Consider the following 21,238-nt stretch of genomic DNA (forward strand, 5'->3'; position numbering starts at 1 on the left):
TTCAAAGCGCGATGATCTTGGGTAAGGTTAGCCTTACCTTTAGAACGTCCGTGCAGCGCGGTCGCACAACTGTCCTGGATTGGTGGCCCCGTATGCCCGCTCCCGCCTCGGCCCTCACGGACGCCTACAGCCGTCTGACCGAGGTCCTTCCGGCGATGGCCGTGCGGGAACTGGGACCCGGCGAGACCCCGCCCCGGGGCGGCGGCTGGGTCGGCGCCCAGGCCCTCGCGGCGGGCGGGGACGGCCTCGACGCCTTCCTGATGTGGGACGACGCACAGGTCCGGCGCGACCACGGACGCCCCGGCCGGCCGGACGTCATAGCGAGCTTCGGACTGCACCGGTACGCCTGGCCCGCCTGCCTCCTGATCACGCTGCCCTGGTTCCTCCAGCGCCGGGTGCCGCGCTTCCCCGTGGCGCAGGTGTCGTACGACCGGAGCCGGGGCCCGATGGACTTCGCCGTACGGACCGGCGCCTTCGCCTGCCTGCCGGGCGATCCGGCCGCGGCACTGCCCGGTGCCCGGGTGGTCCCGGACGAGGAGGCGCTGCGCGCCGAGGTGCGGGAGGCCGTCGCCGAGCACATGGAACCGCTGCTGGCCGGGTTCGGGCCGCGGATGCGGCGGCGCGGGCGGGCCCTGTGGGGCATGGTGACCGACGAGATCGTCGAGGGGCTCTGGTACGTCGCGGGGCTGCTCGGCGAGCACGAGCAGCGGCGGGCCGCGCGGGAGCTGGAGCTGCTGCTGCCGGGCACCACCAAGCCGTACGTCGGCTCCGCGGCGTTCCGCGAGCTGACCGGGCCGGGCGGCGAGGCGCTGCCCACCCGGGACCGGGTCAGCTGCTGCATGTACTACACGCTGGAACCGCAGGACACCTGCGCTACCTGCCCGCGCACCTGCGACGCCGACCGGGTCGCCAAGCTGCTGGCGCAAGCGGCCAGTTGAGACCCCCGCGGAACGATCCCGTCCGTCGGTCCCGTAAGATCATCCGCGAACAGGACTCCCGTTCGGTCACAGGCGATTCACAATTTCCTCACCTGCCGCAGGAACTTTCCGAGGAACCACCCGTACGGGTAGTCTTATTCGAACTCAACTCCCGCCCCTCACGCGGCAGTTCGAGCAGAACGCCGCCCTGGGCAATCCCTTGCACCTCCTTGGCGGCCTCTTGCCCCGAAACCCCCTGAGGGCCGGTGGGATTGGGCCACTATGGCGGGCGTTACGCCCTATCCCAATGCAAGGGACCCCAGATGAGACTGACCGACATATCGCTGAACTGGTTGCTTCCGGGCGCCGTACTGCTCCTGGGCATGCTGGCGGCGGTGGCGGTGCTGGCGCGGAGCAAGCGGTCCAGCGGGGAGCACGCTAAGGACGACTCGTGGGAGCGCAGTGAGGAGCGCCGCAGGCGCAAGGAGGCCATATACGGCACCGCCTCCTATGTTCTGCTGTTCTGCTGTGCGGCGGTCGCCGCCGCCCTCTCCTTCCACGGTCTGGTCGGCTTCGGCCAGCAGAACCTGAACCTGTCCGGCGGCTGGGAGTACCTGGTTCCGTTCGGCCTGGACGGCGCGGCGATGTTCTGCTCGGTGCTCGCGGTGCGTGAGGCAAGCCACGGTGACGCGGCGCTCGGCTCCCGGATACTCGTGTGGACGTTCGCGGGTGCCGCGGCCTGGTTCAACTGGGTGCACGCGCCCAGGGGTCTGAACCACGCGGGCGCCCCGCACTTCTTCGCGGGCATGTCCCTGTCGGCGGCCGTCCTGTTCGACCGCGCACTGAAGCAGACCCGCCGGGCGGCGCTGCGCGAGCAGGGCCTGGTGCCCCGCCCGCTGCCGCAGATCCGCGTGGTGCGCTGGCTGCGGGCGCCCCGGGAGACCTACAAGGCCTGGTCGCTCATGCTGCTGGAGAACGTCCGCAGCCTGGACGAGGCGGTCGAGGAGGTCCGCGAGGACAAGCGGCAGAAGGAGGACAACCGGCTGCGCCGCCGCGAGGCGGACCGCCTGGAGCGCGCCCAGCTCAAGGCCATCAGCCGGGGCCACCGCGGGTTCATCGGCCGCGGCGGCGGCCGGCAGGTCGAGGCCCTGGAGCGGGGCGACGACCGAGCCACCGCGGAGCCTGCCATATCGACGACGCCGGAACAGCTGCCCGTGCGCTCGCGTCCGTCCCTCCAGCCGGTTCGTCAAGGTACTGACCCGATCACCGTCGACCTCACCGCGGAGGACGACACCATGGCCCTGCCGCGGCTCGACTCCCTGGAGCGCAAGCTCAAGGACCTGGAGCAGCAGTTCGGTTAGGTCCTACGAGGACCGTGCGAGGGGGGTACGGCCGGTCGGCCGTACCCCCCTCGCGTGCGCCGATCACGCGGCGCCGGCGTCGAGTTCGAACCAGACCGCCTTCCCCACACCGTGCGCCCGTACGCCCCACGCGTCGGCCAGGGACTGTACGAGGAACAGGCCCCGGCCGTGCGTACCGTCGTCGGCGTTCGGTACGCGCAGTCTGGGCCTGCGGGCCACGAAGTCCCTTACCTCCACCCGCAGTCCACGAGGTCCGACGGTGGCCGTCAGGACCGCGTCGTGGTCGGTGTGGACGAGCGCGTTGGTGACGAGCTCGCTGGTGAGCAGTTCGGCTATCTCCGATCGTCCGGGCCTCCCCCAGTGCCGCAGCAACTCGCGCAGTGCGCGGCGTACTTCGGGCACCGCCCGCAGGTCCGCCCGTCCGAGTCTGCGCCGTAGCGATACGGCCGGTGCCGGTTCCCCGGCGTGCGCGGCCCTGTCCTCCACTGTCTCCGCCGAGAAGGCCCCGATCGCCATGGGACCGCCTCCTCGTGCCTGCCTCTTCATGACCCCCGCCCGCGTGCCGATGTCGGTTCCCCTCCTGCTCGAACACGTTCACGGGAATCCATGCCCCATCGCACCCGCCGCAGTCATGTCGAATCGTCAACGACCAGGTGTTCGGCCACGTTTCGGGGGTGTCGGGCCGGGAGCGCACAGCCCGCTCCACCGCTCTCCGAGCGCTCGTCGAGGCGCCGTGGAGCGCGGCCGGACCGCGGGGACGACGAGGCCCGGGCACTCTCCGGGACGGGCCGTCCGGGCGGTCCGGGGCGGAGCGGGCGTGCCCCTGGTGCCGTCGATCGGCATGTGCCAAGCGGACGGCGGGCCGGGGCGAAGGCCGTCGCGGTCGGCGGGAGGCACGGAAAGCGCTGGTCGACGGGGGCGTTCCGGTTGACGGCGGCACGGGCCGCGGCGACCGCCGCGCGCTGCGGCAGGCAGCGGGCCGGCCCGGGTCACGAGCCGGGAGATCGTTCCACGACACCATGGGCGCCCGCCTCGCCGGCGGGTCCGTGGGCATCGCCTCCCGGCGGCGAGCGGAGCCGGAGGCCTGCGTCCGGCCCTCGCCGAGGGGGGCGGCCCGACGGTCCGGCAGGGGCCGCGGGCCCGTCCGCCCGGCAGACACCCTGACCGACGGGCATGGGACGAACTGTCTAGGCGCGTCTGTCCGGACAGCCGTATCCGACCGCCGGACGCGGCGGTCGGCCGGGCACGTCACAGCGCGTCGACCGGGTGTGCACACACTGTCGAAAGTGGCCTGAAATCGCCTGCCCGGTACCGCGTTTGCGGTGGGAGCCGCCCTCCCGACCCCCGTGGCGGGAGGGCGGCTCCGCTTCTTCGGCCGGCCTCAGTAGAGCTTGTCGACGGCGATGGCCGTCGTCTTGCGGAACGCCTTCACCGGCGCATCGTCGAAGTCGCCCATCTGCCCCCACTCCACGAGCGTGACGGTGCCGCCGTCCCGGCCGACGGAGAGCAGCCGGATGTCGGTGGCACCCCACGCCGTCCCGATGTGCAGGCCGTGGACACGGGCCCCCTCCTCGACCGGCAGCCTGCCGTAGTCCCGGTGCTCGGCGTCGACCTCCGGGTCGGCCTGCTCCAGCCGGGTCGCGCAGGTCCGGATGTCCTTGTTCAGGCGGGTGGCCAGGGCCTTGGCCTTGCTGGTGTCACCTACGACGACGGTGAGCTGGTGGGCGCCGGTCTCCAGCTCGGTGCGGAACTCGCGGTACCGGGAGTCGTACCCGGGCAGCGTGTCCCGTAGACAGGACAGCAGACCGTCCGGGACGCCGTCGGTGACCTTGCCGGCCGTCCAGGCGGACGAGGGGTGCGGCGGCAGTTCGGCGGCCGACAGGAACTTCGGCGCGGTCCGGGCGGCCGGCTCCGGGGCGGCGTCCGCGGGTGCGGCGAGCGTCGCGCCGAGGGCGAGTCCGGTGACCGCGACGGCGAGGAGCGCGCCTGCTCGGGTGCGCATGGGCATGGGTGTCCCCCGTGTACGAGTGAGTGCGAGAACGTAGCCTGTCGCCCGGGGTGGTTGGTCGGTCCGGCCCGCTCGGTGCGACACCAAGAGAATCAGCGGTCACAGGCTTCCGGCGCAACAACTGAAGGCCGTTGCGTGCCGGTGGAACCATCCCAGGCCATGTGACGTGCAGGTATGTGAGTGCCTGGGATACGCGGCGGGGGGACGGGACAACGGTGTCGGAACGGGATGACGCGAACCAGGTGGCGGAGTTCGCGGCGCTGCTCACGCGGCTGAAGGGGCAGACGGACCGCAGCTACGGCCAGCTGGCCCGCCGCCTGAACATGAACACCTCGACCCTGCACCGCTACTGCGCCGGGGAGACGGTCCCCGTGGACTTCGCCCCCGTGGAACGGTTCGCGGCGCTGTGCGGGGCGACACCGGAGGAACGGCACGAACTCCACCGGGTCTGGCTGCGAGCGGTGGCGGCACGCCGGCGGTCACGCCCGCAGGAGCCCACGGCGGCCGGACCGACCCTCTCGCCGACATCCGCCACCCAGCCGTCGCCGCCCCCGGCACCTGGACCTGAACCTGCACCTGCACCGGAGCCCTCGCCGTCACCGACGCCGGAGCGCACGGCGACCTCCACACCTGAGCCCGGGCCGGCGCCCGCACCGGCCCCGGTCGAGGAGGGCGAGACCGACCCGGTCACCGAACTGTCGGTGGCGCCCGGTGGTCCCCGTCCCTGGTACCGGCGTCGCCGGGCCCTGGTGGGGTCGGCCGTCGCCGTCGCGCTGGTCGCCACGCTCGGCAGCCTGTCCGCCCTGTCGGACGAGGGCTCGTCGTCCGCCGATTCCGTACGCCCCACCGATCCGCCGCTCACCACCCCGGCCGCCCCCGCCTCACCGGGCCCCACCTCGTCGAAGAGACCGCCGGGTTCCTCCGCCTCCCCCGACCGGACCGCGTCCCCGTCCGCCTCCGGATCGGGCCGGTCGCGCCCCGCCCCCTCCGCCGAGGGCGACGGCAGCCCCACCGGCGGAGCCGCGCCGGGTGCCGCCGTACCCCTCTCCTGGACGGTCGACTCCCACGTCTGGAACGCCGGCTGCGGTCACCACTACGTCATCGACAAGCCACCGGCGCAGGTCCCGCCGCCCCCGGTCGCCCAGGACGCGGCGACGTGGGCCGGGGCGCAGGGTGCGCTGCACGGCGGCGACACCATGGTGCAGATCTCCGTGCAGGGGCGGAGCTCCACGGCCGTGGTGCTGGAGGCGCTGCGCGTGCGGGTCGCCCGGCGGGCCGCTCCGGCCGACGGCAACTCGTACGCCATGGACAACGGTTGCGGCGGCGCGCTCACGCCGCGCAGCTTCTCCGTCGACCTCGACGCGGACCGGCCGATCGCCCGCTCGGAGGCCGGCTACGACGGGGTGACGGAGAAAGAGATCCCCGCGATGCGGATGCCCTACCGCGTGTCCGCCACGGACCCGGAGATCCTGCTGGTGACCGCGCGCACCGTCACCTGCGACTGCGACTGGTACCTCGAACTGGACTGGTCCTCGCAGGGCCGCACCGGCACCGCCCGCATCGACGACCACGGCACCCCGTTCCGCACGACCGGCGACAAGAAGCTGCCGCAGTACGCTTACGACACGTCCGGCCGGAAGTGGGTGTCCGGGAGTTAGTCACGGCCGCGGCACGTTCCGCAGGTTCGAGCGGGCCATCTGGAGCATGCGGCCCACGCCTCCGTCGAGAACCATCTTCGAGGCGGAGAGGGCGAAACCGGTCACCATCTCGGTGCGGATCTTCGGTGGGATGGACAGGGCGTTGGGGTCGGTGACGACGTCGACGAGCGCGGGGCCCTTGTGCCTGAAGGCGTCCTTCAACGCCCCGGCGAGCTGCTTGGGCTTCTCGACACGGACACCGTGGGCGCCGCAGGCGCGGGCGACGGCGGCGAAGTCGGGGTTCTTGTTCGTGGTGCCGTACGACGGGAGTCCGGCGACCAGCATCTCCAACTCGACCATGGACAGGGCGGAGTTGTTGAAGAGGACGACCTTCACGGGGAGGTCGTACTGCACCAGGGTCAGGAAGTCGCCCATCAGCATGGAGAATCCGCCGTCGCCGGACATCGACACGACCTGGCGCCTGCGGTCGGTGAACTGGGCGCCGATCGCCATCGGCAGCGCGTTGGCCATCGAGCCGTGCGAGAAGGAGCCGATGACGCGACGGCGGCCGTTGGGCGAGATGTAGCGGGCGGCCCAGACGTTGCACATGCCGGTGTCGACCGTGAACACGGCGTCGTCATCGGCGAGTTCGTCGAGGACGGAGGCCACGTACTCGGGGTGGATCGGGACGTGCCTGTCGACCTTGCGGGTGTAGGCCTTCACCACGCCTTCCAGGGCGTCGGCGTGCTTCTTGAGCATCTTGTCGAGGAAGCGCCGGTTCTGCTTCTCCCGCACCCGCGGGGTCAGACACCGCAGGGTCTCCTTCACATCACCCCACACCGCGAGGTCGAGTCTCGAGCGGCGGCCCAGGTTCTCGGGGCGGACGTCGACCTGGGCGATCTTGACGTTGTCGGGCAGGAACGCGTTGTACGGGAAGTCGGTGCCGAGCAGGATCAGCAGGTCGCACTCGTGGGTGGCCTCGTAGGCGGCGCCGTAGCCGAGGAGTCCGCTCATGCCGACGTCGTAGGGGTTGTCGTACTGGATCCATTCCTTGCCCCGGAGCGCGTGTCCGACCGGGGACTTGATCTTTCCGGCGAACTCCATGACCTCGGCGTGCGCGCCGGCCGTGCCGCTGCCGCAGAAGAGGGTGACCTTGTCCGCCTTGTCGATCAGCCGGACGAGGGCGTCGATCTCGGCGTCGCCGGGGCGGACGGTGGGCCGGGTGGTGACGAGGGCGGTCTCCAGCGGCTTGTCCGGCGCGGGGTCGTCGGCGATGTCGCCGGGGAGGGAGACGACCGCGACGCCGGAGCGGCCGACCGCGTGCTGGATCGCGGTCTGCAGCAGCCTCGGCATCTGCTTCGGGCTGGAGATCAGCTCGCTGTAGTGGCTGCACTCGCGGAACAGCTGGTCGGGGTGGGTCTCCTGGAAGTAGCCCAGGCCGATCTCGCTGGACGGGATGTGCGAGGCGAGGGCGAGGACCGGCGCCATGGAGCGGTGGGCGTCGTAGAGGCCGTTGATGAGGTGCAGGTTGCCGGGGCCGCAGGAGCCGGCGCAGGCGGTCAGCTTGCCGGTGATCTGCGCCTCGGCGCCCGCGGCGAAGGCGGCGGTCTCCTCGTGCCGTACGTGCACCCAGTCGATGGCGCTGTTGCGGCGTACGGCGTCGACGACCGGGTTGAGGCTGTCGCCGACGACGCCGTAGAGGCGCTCGACGCCGGCGCGGACGAGGATGTCGACGAACTGTTCGGCGACGTTCTGCTTGGCCATGAGTCCATCAATCCACAACCCCCGCCGTCACGCCTCCCACACGGCGGCCGCCGTACGGTCGTCGGCGTAGCCCTTCACCCGGACCTGGGTGTCGGCGAGGAACGCGGCGAGGCCCGGTGGGGTGGGGCCGGACCAGCGTCCGGTGAGGTACTCGCACAGCTCCGGCTCACCGCGCAGCGGCTCCGCGAGACCGCCGCTGCACATCAGGAGCGTGTCACCCGGGCGGGCTACCGAGGCGCGGAAGCGGAAGGGTTCGCGGGGTGGCTCGGGGGCGGGTTCGTAGGGGCTCGGCGGGGTGGGGATGCCGAGGTCCATGGTGAGCCGGTCGCCCTCGGGGGTCTCGGCGGGGAGCGAGCCGAAGCCGACGACCGGTTCGCCGGTGGTGTCGGTGACGCGGGGCTCGATGTCCTGCCACTCGCCGTCGCGGAGACGGAACAGGCCGCCGGCGCCGACGCCGAAGAAGACGCGGGTACGGCAGTCGGTGTCGGCGGGCAGAAGCAGGCAGCGCAGGGTGGCGGAGTACTCCTCCGGATCGATGCCCTGTTCGGCGGCGCTGGCGCGGAGTTTGCCGAGGCTGCGGTCGGTGAGGCGGTGCAGGCCGGACTTGAGGTCGCCGCGGCGGGCGGCCCTTATGTCCTCGGCGAGGCGGGCGTGACTGCGGCCGACCGCGCGGCCGATCCAGTGACAGGCCTCGGCGGCGGCGCGGTGGGCGCCGGGGGTGGCGCGGGCGCCGGTGGCCATCGCGACGAGGACCAGGGCGTGGTCGCCGGTGCCGAAGCGGGCGGTGAGGAGGGAGTCGCGGCGGGGTTCGCCGCGGAAGCGGGCGGAGTCGCCGCGGACGGAGGCGGCGCGGAGGGTGCAGGAGCCGTAGTGGGCGCCGTCGAGGACGGTGTCGGCGACGAGGTCGTCGAGGTCGTCGGGGTCGGCGGGCGGGAGGGCGGTGGGTTCGGCCTCGTAGGTGGGCGGGCCGGAGCCTACGTAGGTGACGGGGGGTGGGGGGAGGGTGGGGAGGTCGAGGCGGGTCGCGGTGCGGGTGGGTTGCGGTGGTGCGGGGGGCGTTTCGGTGGGCGGGGGTTCGGGGTCGGCCGGGGCCGCTGCCGGGGGGTGGGTTTCGCTTGCCCGCGCTTGCGGGGTGCCGCCGCGCCCACCCGTGCCGCCCTGCGGCACGACTGCCCGCAGCGACGGCGGTGGCGGCGGGGACGGTGGTGATGGCGGCGGGGACGGCAACGGCGGCGACGAGGATGCGGTCGCGTCCGCACGCGGCGACGGAGGCGAGGGCGCCGTCTCGTCTGCCCGCGGCGACGACGGGTACGCAGTCTCGCCTGCCCGCGGCGACGGCGAGGACGCCGTTGCGTCCGCCCGCGACGGAGAGGAGGCCGTCTCGCCCGCCCGCAGCGGCGGCGACGGGAATGCGGTCTCGTCTGCCCGCCGCGGTGGCGAGGTGTCCTCGTTGCCCTCCCTCGGTGCCGGAACGCCCGTGTCACGGGGTTCCGTGGGCCCGTTCACCGCTCCCGCCGCCGACTCGTAACGGTCGTCCAGCGTGTCGGGGGCCGAGGTCGGGCCCGCGTCCTCGGTCTTGTCGTCGTACAGCTGTCCCCACCAGTCGTCCTCGCGGCCGGTGGGCCTTCCCCCCTGATGGCTCATGCCCCTAATTGTCCACCGCGCGGGCCGGATGAAAACGGGGCAACCGGAAAATCAGCAGGTCGTGCGAAACAGGCCGCCGGGCGGTCCCACCCCCCACGGGAGAACCGCCCGGCGACGTCCGGGTGACCCGGGCCCGCGATCCCCTGGTGTGCTAGCGCACGTCGTAGGCCCGGGTCACGATCTGGGTGACCGCATTGCCGTCGGCGTCGGTCAGGTCGGCCCTGAGTGTGACCTGCCTCCCTGTCGCGGAGCTGTGGTCGACGACCGCCTGCCAGCCGCCGTTCCGCTGTTCCGTGCGCGCCTCGGTCCAGGTCCGGCCGCCGTCGTAGGACCAGGCGAGCTTCACCGCGGTCAACGGGCCCGGGTGGTAGCCCGCGTGGCCCGTCGCCGTGAGTGTGATGCGCTGGCCGTCCTGCGCCGGGAGGGTCTTGCGGCCGTCCTCGGGGAGGGCGTAGTGCGGGAAGAGCAGCGGGATGCCCTGGGAGTGGGCGTTCTCGTCGAGGGCGGAGCGGAACGGCCAGGTGGTGGTCGTCTGCGTCGTCCTGTTCCAGAAGCGGGCCGGCTGCCCGAACTTCGCGGTGTTCAGGGTGAGTTCGTACGACGCCTCCGCCGCCGGGACCGTGAACACCCCGAACGGGTACGGGCTGTCGCCGATGGTCTCGCCGTTCCGCTTCAGGATCATGTTGCCGAGGTCGCCGAACCCGCCCTGGACACCCATGTGCTGTCCGTCGCCGTAGAAGGCCGGGGCGACGCCGATGAGGTTGCCCTGGCGCTCGGCGGCCGGCGCCTCCGTGCCGGTGTCGTCGAGGGGGCCGGTCGGCGCGAGGACACCGCCGTACCACTCCTCCTGACGGCGCTCGCCCTTCTCGTACGTCCGGACGGGGTCGGTCATGAACTCGCCCCACGGGAAGCTGCTGGACACCTGGTGGCCCAGCCGGTCGTGCCCGGCGTGAGGTACTCGGTGCGCTCGAAGGGCGCGGGCACGGTCTCGATGTCGCCGAAGTAGCCGATGAGTCCGTTCGGCCGGGTCATCGACGGGAGGTCGACGTGGTCGGTGGCAGCGCCCGACATCGACGTGTACGTCGCCGCCGTAGCCGCCAGTTCCTTGTCGCGGGCGCGGTAGACGCGGTCGCTGCGGATCTGGCCCGCCTCCGGATAGGCGAGCTGGTAGACGTACGCGCTGCCGCTGTCCGGCAGCTCGACGAGCGCGATCTTGCCCGCGGCCCTCGAAAGGTCGGCCTCGGTACCGGACTTGGCGTCGTAGAGCGGGGCCTGTCCCTTGCCGTCGAGGTTGACCGAGCTGGTGGACGCGGTCACCGGGTGGAGCTTCTGCCCGCCCACCACGGCGGTCGCCGCCCCCATGGCCGTACGGCGTATCGCTCTCGCCAAGATCGCTCTCCTGCCGTGTCGTTGCCTGCCCGCGTACGCGAGACGCGCAGGCCGAAGAGGCCCGGTACGGGCATGGCGGACGGTGGGTGGTGCTGCGGTGGCGTCACCATGGCAGAGCGGCGGGTGGTGCGGCGATGATGTGCCGAGGCGGGTTTGCGCCGTGGCCGATTCCCGCCACGGGGCCACTGGGGAGGGGGCGTTGATGCTGGGTGTGCTGGGGCTGGACGAGACGCACGAGTCGGCGTACCGGACGCTGGTGTCCGTGGGTGCGGCCGATGTGCCCGAGCTGGCACGGCGGTTGACACTCGGTGAGCACGACACCGAGCGTGCCCTGCGCCGCCTGGAACGGCACGGGCTCGCGGCCCAGTCCTCCGCCCGGCCCGGCCGCTGGGTCGCCGCGCCTCCGGGGGTGGCGCTGGGCGCCCTGCTCACCCAGCAGCGGCACGAGCTGGAGAAGGCGGAGCTGGCGGCGGCGCTGCTCGCCGAGGAGTACCGGGCGGCGGCGGCCGAACCGGCCGTGCACGACCTGGTCGAGGTGGTGATCGGCGCGGCGGCGGTGGCGCAGCGGTTCCTCCAGTTGCAGCTGGGGGCGACCGACGAGGTGTGCGCGCTGGTCACCGGCAACCCCGCCGTGGTCTCCGGGGGCGACAACGATGCCGAGGAGCAGGCGGCCGGGCGCGGGGTGCGCTACCGGGTGGTGGTCGAGCGGTCGGTCCTGGATCTGCCGGACGGCATCACCGAGCTGTCGGCCGCGCTGGGCCGGGACGAGGAGGTGCGGGTGGTGGACCGGGTGCCGACCAAGCTGGTCGTCGCCGACCGCGCCCAGGCCCTCGTACCGCTGACCTCGCGCTCGGCGGAACCGGCCGCGCTGGTCGTGCACGCGAGCGGGCTGCTGGAGCTGCTGACGGGACTGTTCGAGTCGGTGTGGCGGGAGGCGCTGCCGCTGCGCCTCGGGGAGTCGGGGGTCAGCGAGGAGTCGGCGGACGGTCCCGACGCCGCCGATCTGGAGGTGCTGTCCCTGCTGCTGGCCGGGCTGACCGACGCGAGCGTGGCCAAACAGCTGGACCTGGGGCTGCGGACCGTGCAGCGCCGGGTGAAGCGGCTGATGGAGCTGGCGGGGGTGACGACACGGCTGCAACTGGGGTGGCATGCGCGCGAACGGGGCTGGGTGGCCCGTAAGTGACCGGAGTGAACCTTTCTGACCTGCGGTTTCTCCCGCCGTCGGGCACTCTGGAGCCATGGGAGTGTGGGACCTCCTGCTGGTCGGCCTGGTCCTCCTGCTCGGCCTGTGCGGAGTGCTGGTGCCCGGAGTGCCGGGATCGTGGCTCGTGTGGGCCGCGGTCTTGTGGTGGGCGCTGAAGGATCCGCGCCCCGTCGCGTGGTGGGTGCTGGTCGGGGCCACCGTCGTGCTGTTCCTGTCCCAGGTGGTGCGCTGGGCGCTGCCCCCGCGCCGGCTGCGCACGAGCGGCGCGACTCCCCGGATGGGCGTGTACGCCGGTGTCGGCGCGTTCCTCGGCTTCCTCCTGGTTCCCGTGCTGGGCGCGATCCCCGGCTTCATGGGCGGCGTCTACCTGCATGAACGCCTCCGCCTCGGCCGGCACGGGGAGGCGGTCGCGGCCCTGCGCACGGTGATGCGCGCGGGCGGCTCCAGCGTGCTGGCGGAGCTGTTCACCTGCCTGCTGATCGCGGGGGTGTGGCTGGGGGCGGTGATCTGGGGGTGACGGGGCGTGTGCCGTCCCGGGGGGACCGAGGCCCTGGGTCGAGGGGCCGATGTGCGGGCCGGGTGGGCTGTGTTCGAGTGGGCGTATGACCGAATTCAGCGAGGCCGAACGCGCGTGTCTGAAGTCGCAGCGGCTGGGGAGGTTCGCCACGGTGGACCCCCAGGGGCAGCCGCAGGCGAATCCGGTCGGCTTCTTCCCGCAGGACGACGGCACGATCCTGATCGGCGGCTACCAGATGGGCCGCAGCAACAAGTGGCGCAACCTCCAGAAGAACCCGAAGGTCGCTCTGGTCGTCGATGACGTCGTCAGTCTCCGGCCCTGGAAGGTGCGGGGCATCGACATCCGCGGGGAGGCTGAGCTGCTGGTGGGTCCGCACGGACTGGGGCCGCACCTCAGCGAGGAGGTCATCCGTATCCGTCCGCGGCGGATTCGCAGCTGGGGCCTGGCGGAGGCGCCCGAGGGCTAGAGGGCCCCCTCCAGGGTCAGCAGCGCGGTCTTGCGCTGCAGCCCGCCCGCGTACCCGGTCATCGCCCCGTCCGCGCCGATCACCCGGTGGCAGGGCCGGAGGATCAGCAGGGGGTTGGCGCCGATCGCGCCGCCGACGGCTTGGACGGCGGCCCTCGCGGCCCCGATACGGGCCGCGATCTCTCCGTAGGTGACCGTCGCCCCGTAGGGGACGTCGTCGAGGGCGGCCCAGACCCGCTCCCGGAAGGCGGTGCCCTCGGCCCGCAACTCCAGCCGGAACTCCTTGAGTTCTCCGGCGAAGTAGGCGGCGAGCTGCTCCTCGGCGTCCCGGAAGGGGCCGGGGTCGTGCTGCCAGCCCTCCTGCACGACGCGCCCGTTCTTCTGTCCGGGCACGGACAGGGACGTCAGGGCGCCGTTCGGGTCGGCGGTGAGGAGGAGAGGACCGACGGGGCTTTCGACGGTCGTCCAGCGGGTGCTCATCGGTACTCCAACTCCCCTGCGGTGCGCAGGTGTTGCAGGGCGTACGAGCGCCAGGGGCGCCAGCTGTCGGGGAGATCGGGGCCGGGAGGGGCCACGTCCGGGTCGCCCAGGGCGCGGGTGCGGATGACGGCGACCGTGCGGGCGTCCATGCCGGGCAGGGCGAGCAGCGCGGCCTGCGCTTCGTCGCGGTCGGCGCCCGGGTCGAGAGGTACGGCGCCGTCGGCGAGGGCGGCGGCGAGTGTGCCCACCGGGCCGTCGGCCTGGGCGAGGGCGGCGGCCTCGGGGAAAAGGTGTGTGAGGCTGCCGCAGGGCGCGTCGAGGGCCTTGCCGTACCGCCGGACCAGGTGCCCGGCCGCTTCCGTGCCGACCAGTGCCCGCACCGCGAGCTCCTCGGGGTCGACCGCCCCGGGTGACCGCAGTCCCGGCCGGGCGGCGACCAGCGGGGCGAGCCTCGGGTCTGCGCCGAGCCGCTCGTCGACGGCGTACGGATCGGCGTCGAGGTCGAACAGCCGCCGCAGCCGGCCGACGGCGGTCGTCAGATCGCGCAGGTCGGTGAGGTGGAGCCGGGCGTCGAGCCAGCCCCGGGGCCGCTCGTCGACGGCGACGATGGCGGTGCCGTGGGGCAGCCGGAGGGTCCGCCGGTAGACGCGTCTCCCGGGAGGCCCGCCGACCTCCTCGACGCCCGGTACGGCCTCGGCGGCCAGGACGTCGAAGAGCGCGGAGGACTGGTGGACGCCCCGGTAGGCGAGCCGCAGCGGGACGCCGGCCGCCGGGGTGGCCGTCCGCCGGGAGCGGGGGCCGGGGGCGGCGGCGCGCAGCTCGCTCGGGGTGGTGGCGTACACGGTCCGGATGGTGTCGTTGAACTGCCGCACGCTGGCGAAACCGGCGGCGAACGCGATCTGGGTGACCGGCAGCTCGGTGGTCTGGAGCAGGACGCGTGCGGTGTGCGAGCGCTGCGCCCGGGCGAGGGCCACGGGGCCGGCCCCCAGCTCGGCGGTGAGCTGCCGCTGGACCTGCCGGGCGCTGTACCCGAGCCGCCCGGCGAGCCCCGCGACGCCCTCCCGGTCGACGACCCCGTCGCCGATCAGGCGCATCGCCCGCCCCACCACGTCGGCCCGCGTGTTCCACTCCGCCGACCCCGGTACCGCGTCCGGCCGGCAGCGCCGGCAGGCCCGGAACCCCGAGCCCTGAGCGGCGGCGGCGGTCGCGAAGAACCGCACGTTCCGCCGCTTCGGCGTGACGGCCGGACAGCTGGGCCGGCAGTAGATGCCGGTGGTGGAGACGGCGAAGAAGAACTCTCCGTCGAACCGCGCATCCCGGCTGCGTACGGCTTCGTACCTGGTGTCCTCGTCCATCACGCTGTCCAGTGTGCGTCCTGGACGGCGAGCCGGCTGGCGGATTTCGGACACGGCATCGACCACGCCCTGGAGGGGTGCGGGGAACCGCGCGGCCGGCCACAACGTGCCCGCGGCCGCCACCGGGCGCGCCCCGGCACCCCCACGAGGGCTACTGCCACCTACCGCCCCGCTTCGCCTCCATCGCCGCCTTCCCCTCGGCGCCCCGCTTCTTCCACTCCCGGCGCAGCTCCGCGCGGACCCGGGCATCGGTCTTGGCGACGATCCGCTGGTTCTCCCGGATCAGCTTGCGGTAGCTCTCCAGCCGCCGCTCGGGCAGCCGCCCGTCCTCGATGGCGTCGAGCACCGCGCACCCCGGCTCGCTCTCGTGGGCGCAGTCATGGAACCGGCACTCCCCGGCGAGTTCCTCGATCTCGGAGAACACCTGCCCGACCCCGGTCTCGGCGTCGAATAGCCCGACGCCTCGCAGCCCGGGTGTGTCGATGAGGACACCGCCGCCCGGCAGCGCGAGCAGATTGCGGGTGGTGGTCGTGTGCCGTCCCTTGCCGTCGACGTCGCGCGCGGCCTGGACCTCCATGACCTCCGCGCCGACCAGAGCGTTGGCCAGGGTCGACTTGCCCGCGCCGGACTGCCCGAGCAGCACGGACGTGCCGCCGGACACCACCGCGGTGAGGACGTCGAGCCCGTCCCCGTCGAGCGCGCTGACGGTCAGCACCGGCACGCCCGGCGCCGTCGTCTCCACGTCCTGGACGAGGTGCCCGAGCGTCGCGTCGTCCGGGACGAGGTCGGCCTTGGTGAGGACGACGACGGGCTGCGCCCCGCTCTCCCAGGCGAGGGCGAGGAACCGCTCGATGCGGCCGAGGTCGAGTTCGACGGCCAGCGAGACGGCGACGATCGCGTGGTCGACGTTGGCGGCGAGGATCTGCCCCTCGGACCGCTTGGAGGAGGTGGAGCGCACGAAGGCGGTGCGGCGCGGCAGATACGTGCGTACGTAGCGCGGGGTGCCGCCGGGTTCGACGGCGACCCAGTCGCCGGTGCAGACGACGCGCAGCGGGTCGTGCGGGGTGACGAAGGCGGTGTCGGCGCGCAGCATCCCGGCGGCGGTGACGACGTCGCACTGCCCGCGGTCGACACGGACGACCCGCCCGGCGAGCAGTCCTTCGGCGTCATAGGAGGCGAACGCGTCCGCCCATGCCTCGTCCCAGCCGTAGGGAGCGAGTGCGGAGAAAACAGAAGAGGTGGAGCTGGTAGAGCTGGAGGAAGTCAAGGGTGACCCTTCACAAGGGCGGCCCCGGCGCGGTTTCTCTGCTGGTGGTCAGCCGGCGGCCACGGAGGTGGACGTGATGATCTGGATGCGGGCAACGCTCATCGCAATGACAGCCATCGGTCGACACCTCCTTCGCACAGCTCACGCGGCCGGTCCGTCCGGCTGCGACATGCACACCGTAGCCGGAGCCCCCTCGGCCCCGTCAACCGAATTAATCAGGCCTTGGCGCAGCTCTCCCCGTTGAGTGTGAAGGCGTATCCCGGCCCGTTCGCCCCCTGCCAGGAGGCGAGGAAGCCGAATGCGAGGCTGTCGCCGGCCGCGACGGTCCTGTTGTAGTCGGCGGCGGAGGCGGTGACGCGGGAGCCGTTCTGGGAGAAGTCCGCGTCCCACATCTGCCCGACCTCCTGGCCGTCCTTGAAGGACCAGGCGACCCGCCAGTCGTCGAGGGCCTGTGTGGTGGTCACGGTGACGGTGGCCTGGAAGCCGTCGGGCCACTGGTTGACGAGGCTGTAGTCGTAGGTGCAGGCGGCCGGGCGGGGTGTGCCGGGGGCCGGTCCGCCGTCGTCCTGTGCGGCGGAGGAGGTCGTGCCCTGGGGTTCGGGGTCGGGGTTCTCCCGGGTCGGCGAGGCGTGGGTGGCGCTCGCGGTGGGGGTCGGGGAGCCCGGCGGGCGGGTGCTCGCGGAGGGCCCGGTGGTGCCGGGGTCGGCCGCGACCGGCTGGCGGTCGGCGGAGTCGCCGGGGCTCGCGGAGCCGTCGTCCATGGTGCCGCTGCCGAACGGCATCATCGAGACGCCGAGCGCCAGCAGCGAGACGAGTACGGCGGTGACGAGGAGGCCGTTGCGCACGACCCGCGCCTTGTGCGCGCCGGGGTTGGGCGGGCCGGTCTCGGCCGGTTCCGGGCGTCCGGCGCCCAGCCGCACCTCGGCGGCCCGGCGCCTGCGCTCCAGGTAGGCGAGGCCGCCCCAGCCGATGACGCCGCCCGCGAGCGCGGCGGGCAGGCCGCCGCCGTGCAGCCGCAGACAGGCGGCGGCCTCGGCGCACTGCACGCAGGTGGCGAGGTGCCGGGAGAGGTCCTCGGGGGTGTCGGCGCCGGCGGACCGCGTGACCGCGTCGAGGAGGCGGGCGTAGCTGCGGCACTGCGCGTCCATCGGGGTGTCGAGGTGGTTGCGATGGCTGCGGTCCCTGAACAGGCCGCGCACCTGGGCGAGTTCCTCGGACACCTGCGCCAGGTCGAGGCCGAGCCGGCGGGCCACCACGGGCAGCGGCAGCGCCTCGACCTCGGCCAGCCAGAGCAGATCGGCGTCGTGTTCCTGCATGTCGCGCAACCCGCGCAGGGCGAGCGGGCGTTGCAGGGGCGGGCCGGTGTAGCGGTCGGCCTTCTCCGAGTTGAGCCACAGCCGCAGGTCGGGGTCGAGCTTGTGCCCCTGACCGCCGTTCTCCCAGGCGGCCGCCGTGGTGCGTACGGCGGTCAGCAGCAGCGGGAGCATGGGCAGCCGCGGCGCACGCCGGCCGGCGCTGCGGGCCGGGCCGGTGCCGGCGGCCCGGGCCTCGCGCATACCGAGGGTGAACGCCTCCGTGGCCAGTTGGTGGGCGGCGGTGGACCCGGACGTGCACAGGTCGGCATAGGAGAGCACCGCGTCCCAGCACTCCGAGAACAACGCGGCCTCGGTGGCGTCCTGAGGGGTCGGCAGGTCGGGCATCGGACTCCTGCATCCAGAGCGAGGTCAACTCACCTTATTGGCAACGGAGTTGTGGGGAACCTCGCGACAGTGCACGAGCTTTTCACGGGTCCCACACAACTGACAAGCGGGCTATTCATATCCGGTTACCGGGAGTTGGGGAGTTCCCACGTCGCGTTGCCCCTGTTACGCCTGTTGCGTCTGCTACTTCTGGTGCTGCTTCTGGATACATACGCGAAGAAGGCCCGGACGTCTCGATCCGGGCCTTCTCTCTCTGGAATGGGGCTACACCTGCGCCGGCTCCTCCGCCGGCAGGCTGTCCATGAAGGAGCTGACGGAGAAGACCGCGCGGCCGGGGCCGGGCTCGCCGTAACCGGGGGGCGAGGAGAGGCCGAACTCCTCCATCGTCTGCCGGTAGGCCTGGAGCAGCCGGATGTGGTACTCCAGCGGCGCGCCCTGCGGGTTGGCCTTGCCGAGCGGGGTGGTCGGCTCCGGGCACCAGGTGGTGAAGCGGGGGGTGATGCCCTGCGACATGAAGAAGCGCAGCCCCTCCGTGGTCGACGCGATCGCCTCGTCGACCGTCTTGAAGCCGAAGGGCTCGGCCATCTCCACACCGGCCACGAAGTTGGGGATCACGTTGCGCGCGCCGAAGATCTCCGCCGAGTCCAGGATGCGCTTGTGCCACTCGTCGCGGCCGACGTAGCGCTCCTTGCCCGGGCAGTACATCTTGAACAGGTACTCGTCCCACACCTCGTAGTTGGGGTGGTAGATCTGCACGCCGTAGTCCTTGAACCGCTGCACGTCGTCCTTGGGCAGCGCCTGGGCGACGACCTTGCCGATCCAGCGGCCCGGGAAGCGCTCCTCGATGGCCTTGGCGTAGTGGCCGTAGAAGTCGGCCTCGTCGCGCCCGGAGACGGTCTTGGTGATCGCGCCGCCGGTCAGCGTGTACGCGGTCGACGCCTTCTGGGTGTCGTACCGGTCGATGATCTCCAGGGCTTCGAGGACCTCCTCGACGTCCTTCACGCCCGTGTACGGCCGGCCCGCCGCCTTGTGCTGGCGCCAGTTGTGGTTGATGTCGCAGTACTGGCACTCCTCCTTGGCGCCGAAGTACTGGCAGACCCGGAAGACGGTCAGATAGATGAGGTAGCCCCACTGGATGGTCGGGGCGACCTCCATCACGGACTTCCCGTTGGCGAGCTTGTGCCGGTAGTACTCCGGCATCGGGGGCACGCCGACGTCGGCGATCCGCTTGCCGTCGAGGTAGAGGCCGAGCATCCCCTCGTCGTCGGCGGCGACGCGGTACGGCGAGGCCGGGTTCACGCGCACGGAGACGACGGTGCGGCGCAGGTCGTACGGTCCGCCGGTGAGGATGATCTCCTCCGGCGGGCGGCGCAGCGCCGCTTCGCCGAGCTCGGGGAGGGTGCCGTGGTCGAAGGAGAAGATGAAGTACGACTTCGGCTTGACCTCACCGCCCTCGTTGTCGCTGAGCGCGGACGGGTCGAAGGCCACCCCGCCGCGGAGCAGATCCTCCTTGAAGACGGCTTCCCGCGGCACGTGCGGGAACCTCTCCATCAGATCTTCGACCAGCGCGGTACGGCTGCCCATCCGTCATCTCCTCCCGGCTAAGGCGTTCGACTCCTCACGGTATGCCCCCGCCCGTCCGTCACGCGTACCGGGTCCCCTCGCGGCGAGCGATATGTTCCGGTACGAGGGTTTCGGCGGCCAGCGTGGGGTCGGCGACCGGCGCTCCCCAGAGCGGAGTGAGCGGGAGCACACCGGCCCACAGGCCCAGCGCGGCGTCGGGACCGTCGCCGTCCTCGGGCGGGCCGGTGCGGATCTTGACGGACGCCTCGTCGAGGGGAAGGGCGAGGAGGGTGGTGGCGGCGAGTTCCTTGCGGTTGGGCTGCCGGGCGTACGACCACTGCCCCGGCGTCGCGTGTTCGGTGAGCCGGCGCAGGCCTTCGAGCTTCTCCTCGGGGTCGGTGACCTTGCGGGCCTCGCCGTGGATCATCGCGCTGCGGTAGTTCACGCCGTGCTCGAAGACGGACCGGGCGAGGACCAGGCCGTCCACGTGCGTGACGGTGACACAGACCGGCGCCCCGCCGGCGAGGCTGCGGCTCGCCACGGACCCGTGGACGTAGAGCTGCCGCTCGTCACACCCGTAGACGGTCGGGACGACCAGGGGCCGCCCCTCGATCACGACACCCAGGTGACAGACGAACCCGGCGTCGAGGATCGCGTTCAGGTCGGCCCGGTCCAGGCTGCCCTGCCCGCGCAGGCGGCGGTGCCGGGTGAGGTCGGTCTCGGGGAGCGGGCCGAGGGGGGCGGGATCGACGAGGGCCGGATCAAGGGTCATGACGCCAGAAGCTACTGATATCGCGGCACAATCACCAGACCTTCATGGATATCAACAGTCGGACACTGAATCGCCGACGAAAACCGCAAGCGTCATGCCTCGTGCTCCAGCGCCGCCGGGTCCACCGGGTACGCCGCCCCCTCCCCCGCCCCCAGCCGCGCCGCCTCTTCCGCCACGGTCGCGCCCAGCCTGGCCAGCTCGTTGCCCTGGGAGCCCGCGAGGTGCGGGGTGACGAACGCGTTGGGCAGGTCGTACAGCGGGGAGTCCGCCGGGAGCGGCTCGGGGTCGGTGACGTCGAGGATCGCGTTCAGGCGGCCGGCGCGCAGTTCGGCGATCAGGGCGTCGTGGTCGACCAGGCCGCCGCGCGCGGTGTTGATCAGGGTCGCGCCGTCGGGCATCAGGGCCAGCTCGCGGCGGCCGAGGAGGCGGTGGGTCTCCGGCGTGTCGGGGGCGTGGACCGTGACGATGTCCGAGCCGCGCAGGAGATCGTCCAGCTCCAGCAGGGGGACGCCGAGTTCGGCCGCCCGGGCCGCGTCGACGTACGGGTCGGTGAGGGCGGGCCGCAGCTCGAAGGGGCGCAGCAGCTCGATGACCCGGCGGCCGATGCGGGAGGCGCCGATGATCCCGACGCGGCGGCCCAGGTTGCCGATGCCGGGGACGACGCCCCAGCCGGGGTGGGCGCGGGTGCCGCGCAGCCGTTCGCGGGCGCCGACGACGTCCTTCCCGGCGAGCAGGATCATGGCGAGGGTGTACTCGGCGACCGGCAGCGCGTTGGCGGCGGCGGCCGAGGAGACGGTGATGCCGCGCCGCCAGACCTCCGGGGTCGCGAAGCCCTTCACCGAGCCGGCGGAGTGCAGCACGGCCCGGAGCTTCGGGGCGGCGTCGAGGACGGCCGCGTCCAGTCGGGGGCAGCCCCAGCCGGTGACGAGGATCTCGGTGCGGGCGAGGGCCTGCCGGACGCGCGGGTCGCTGAAGTCCTCCGCCACCAGACCCGCGTCGATGTCCACCGACTCCCGCAGGCGCGCCAGCACCTCGGGCGGGAAGACCAGCGGAGCGTTGGCGGCGGTCATGGCGAACAGGGCCTGGGGTCGCTCGGGCAACAAAGGGGCCTTCCCGCTGGGCGTCTTGGACAGCAAACGGTTTCCAACGTAGGCGGCGGCGGATGAGAGGGTCAATGCACACGCACTCATGTGGA

Annotated in this window: 19 protein-coding genes; 6 read left to right on the top strand and 13 right to left on the bottom strand. The window is 72.6% G+C overall.

The annotated features are described in order from the left end of the window. The first annotated feature begins 92 nt into the window (after positions 1-92). Positions 93-938 (top strand): (2Fe-2S)-binding protein, encoded by an 846-nt coding sequence (locus DI272_RS10715; protein WP_109495129.1) that lies wholly within the window; start codon positions 93-95, stop codon positions 936-938. 302 nt (positions 939-1,240) lie between these two features. Then, entirely contained in the window at positions 1,241-2,278 is a 1,038-nt protein-coding gene (locus tag DI272_RS10720) for a DUF2637 domain-containing protein (protein WP_109495130.1), read from the top strand. Between the two features lie 63 nt (positions 2,279-2,341). Here the strand turns inward: DI272_RS10720 and DI272_RS10725 are convergent, their stop codons facing one another. Further along, positions 2,342-2,794: an ATP-binding protein gene (locus DI272_RS10725; RefSeq protein WP_258314518.1), complete on the bottom strand. Its 453-nt coding sequence runs from the start codon at positions 2,792-2,794 to the stop codon at positions 2,342-2,344. Between the two features lie 865 nt (positions 2,795-3,659). Beyond that, complete coding sequence (locus tag DI272_RS10730) at positions 3,660-4,286, bottom strand: hypothetical protein (RefSeq protein ID WP_109495131.1); 627 nt, start codon at positions 4,284-4,286, stop codon at positions 3,660-3,662. Positions 4,287-4,501: 215 nt separating this feature from the next. Here DI272_RS10730 and DI272_RS10735 point away from each other — a divergent pair, with 215 nt between their 5' ends. Continuing rightward, on the top strand, positions 4,502-5,944 hold the full coding sequence (locus tag DI272_RS10735; RefSeq protein ID WP_109495132.1) for a helix-turn-helix transcriptional regulator: 1,443 nt from the start codon (positions 4,502-4,504) through the stop codon (positions 5,942-5,944). Here DI272_RS10735 and DI272_RS10740 read toward each other — a convergent pair whose 3' ends face one another. From DI272_RS10740 to DI272_RS44455, 4 genes are all read right to left on the bottom strand, one after another. Next, positions 5,945-7,687, bottom strand: coding sequence for a pyruvate dehydrogenase (locus tag DI272_RS10740; protein ID WP_109495133.1), 1,743 nt, complete (start codon positions 7,685-7,687; stop codon positions 5,945-5,947). A 27-nt stretch (positions 7,688-7,714) separates the two neighbouring features. Continuing rightward, a complete protein-coding gene (locus tag DI272_RS10745) occupies positions 7,715-9,331 on the bottom strand; it encodes a protein phosphatase 2C domain-containing protein (RefSeq protein WP_109495134.1) in 1,617 nt (538 codons plus the stop codon). 151 nt (positions 9,332-9,482) lie between these two features. After that, complete coding sequence (locus tag DI272_RS44450) at positions 9,483-10,223, bottom strand: hypothetical protein (protein WP_181387150.1); 741 nt, start codon at positions 10,221-10,223, stop codon at positions 9,483-9,485. Beyond that, positions 10,220-10,720, bottom strand: coding sequence for a hypothetical protein (locus DI272_RS44455; RefSeq protein WP_181387151.1), 501 nt, complete (start codon positions 10,718-10,720; stop codon positions 10,220-10,222). The genes DI272_RS44450 and DI272_RS44455 overlap by 4 nt, the downstream gene beginning before the upstream one ends. Positions 10,721-10,922: 202 nt before the next feature. On the opposite strand from DI272_RS44455, the gene DI272_RS10755 reads away from it, so the two are divergent. The 3 genes from DI272_RS10755 to DI272_RS10765 all read left to right on the top strand — a co-directional run bounded on the left by DI272_RS10755 (position 10,923) and on the right by DI272_RS10765 (position 12,907). Then, a complete protein-coding gene (locus tag DI272_RS10755) occupies positions 10,923-11,903 on the top strand; it encodes a LuxR family transcriptional regulator (RefSeq protein ID WP_109495135.1) in 981 nt (326 codons plus the stop codon). 55 nt (positions 11,904-11,958) lie between these two features. Further along, positions 11,959-12,441 carry a DUF456 domain-containing protein gene (locus tag DI272_RS10760; protein WP_109495136.1) on the top strand — a complete coding sequence of 161 codons (483 nt, stop codon included), beginning with the start codon at positions 11,959-11,961 and terminating at the stop codon, positions 12,439-12,441. A gap of 85 nt (positions 12,442-12,526) precedes the next feature. After that, positions 12,527-12,907 (top strand): PPOX class F420-dependent oxidoreductase, encoded by a 381-nt coding sequence (locus tag DI272_RS10765; RefSeq protein ID WP_109495137.1) that lies wholly within the window; start codon positions 12,527-12,529, stop codon positions 12,905-12,907. On the opposite strand, the gene DI272_RS10770 is transcribed toward DI272_RS10765, so the two are convergent. From DI272_RS10770 to DI272_RS10800, 7 genes are all read right to left on the bottom strand, one after another. Next, the gene (locus DI272_RS10770) at positions 12,904-13,386 is read right to left on the bottom strand and encodes a methylated-DNA--[protein]-cysteine S-methyltransferase (protein ID WP_109495138.1); all 483 of its coding nucleotides are present in this window, start codon (positions 13,384-13,386) and stop codon (positions 12,904-12,906) included. The two genes, DI272_RS10765 and DI272_RS10770, sit on opposite strands and share 4 nt — an antisense overlap. Continuing rightward, complete coding sequence (locus DI272_RS10775; protein ID WP_109495139.1) at positions 13,383-14,741, bottom strand: DNA-3-methyladenine glycosylase 2 family protein; 1,359 nt, start codon at positions 14,739-14,741, stop codon at positions 13,383-13,385. The genes DI272_RS10770 and DI272_RS10775 overlap by 4 nt, the downstream gene beginning before the upstream one ends. 151 nt (positions 14,742-14,892) lie before the next feature. Next, entirely contained in the window at positions 14,893-16,008 is a 1,116-nt protein-coding gene (gene rsgA / locus DI272_RS10780; protein ID WP_109495140.1) for a ribosome small subunit-dependent GTPase A, read from the bottom strand. A 215-nt stretch (positions 16,009-16,223) separates the two neighbouring features. Next, a complete protein-coding gene (locus DI272_RS10785) occupies positions 16,224-17,708 on the bottom strand; it encodes a cellulose binding domain-containing protein (RefSeq protein WP_109495141.1) in 1,485 nt (494 codons plus the stop codon). A 264-nt stretch (positions 17,709-17,972) separates the two neighbouring features. Further along, positions 17,973-19,292 (bottom strand): radical SAM protein, encoded by a 1,320-nt coding sequence (locus DI272_RS10790; RefSeq protein ID WP_109495142.1) that lies wholly within the window; start codon positions 19,290-19,292, stop codon positions 17,973-17,975. A gap of 58 nt (positions 19,293-19,350) precedes the next feature. After that, positions 19,351-20,043 (bottom strand): pyridoxamine 5'-phosphate oxidase family protein, encoded by a 693-nt coding sequence (locus DI272_RS10795; RefSeq protein WP_109495143.1) that lies wholly within the window; start codon positions 20,041-20,043, stop codon positions 19,351-19,353. Between the two features lie 92 nt (positions 20,044-20,135). Continuing rightward, a complete protein-coding gene (locus tag DI272_RS10800; RefSeq protein WP_109495144.1) occupies positions 20,136-21,143 on the bottom strand; it encodes a hydroxyacid dehydrogenase in 1,008 nt (335 codons plus the stop codon). Positions 21,144-21,238: the final 95 nt, after the last annotated feature.

It is taken from the genome of Streptomyces sp. Act143 (assembly GCF_003143935.1).
GTDB lineage: Bacteria > Actinomycetota > Actinomycetes > Streptomycetales > Streptomycetaceae > Streptomyces.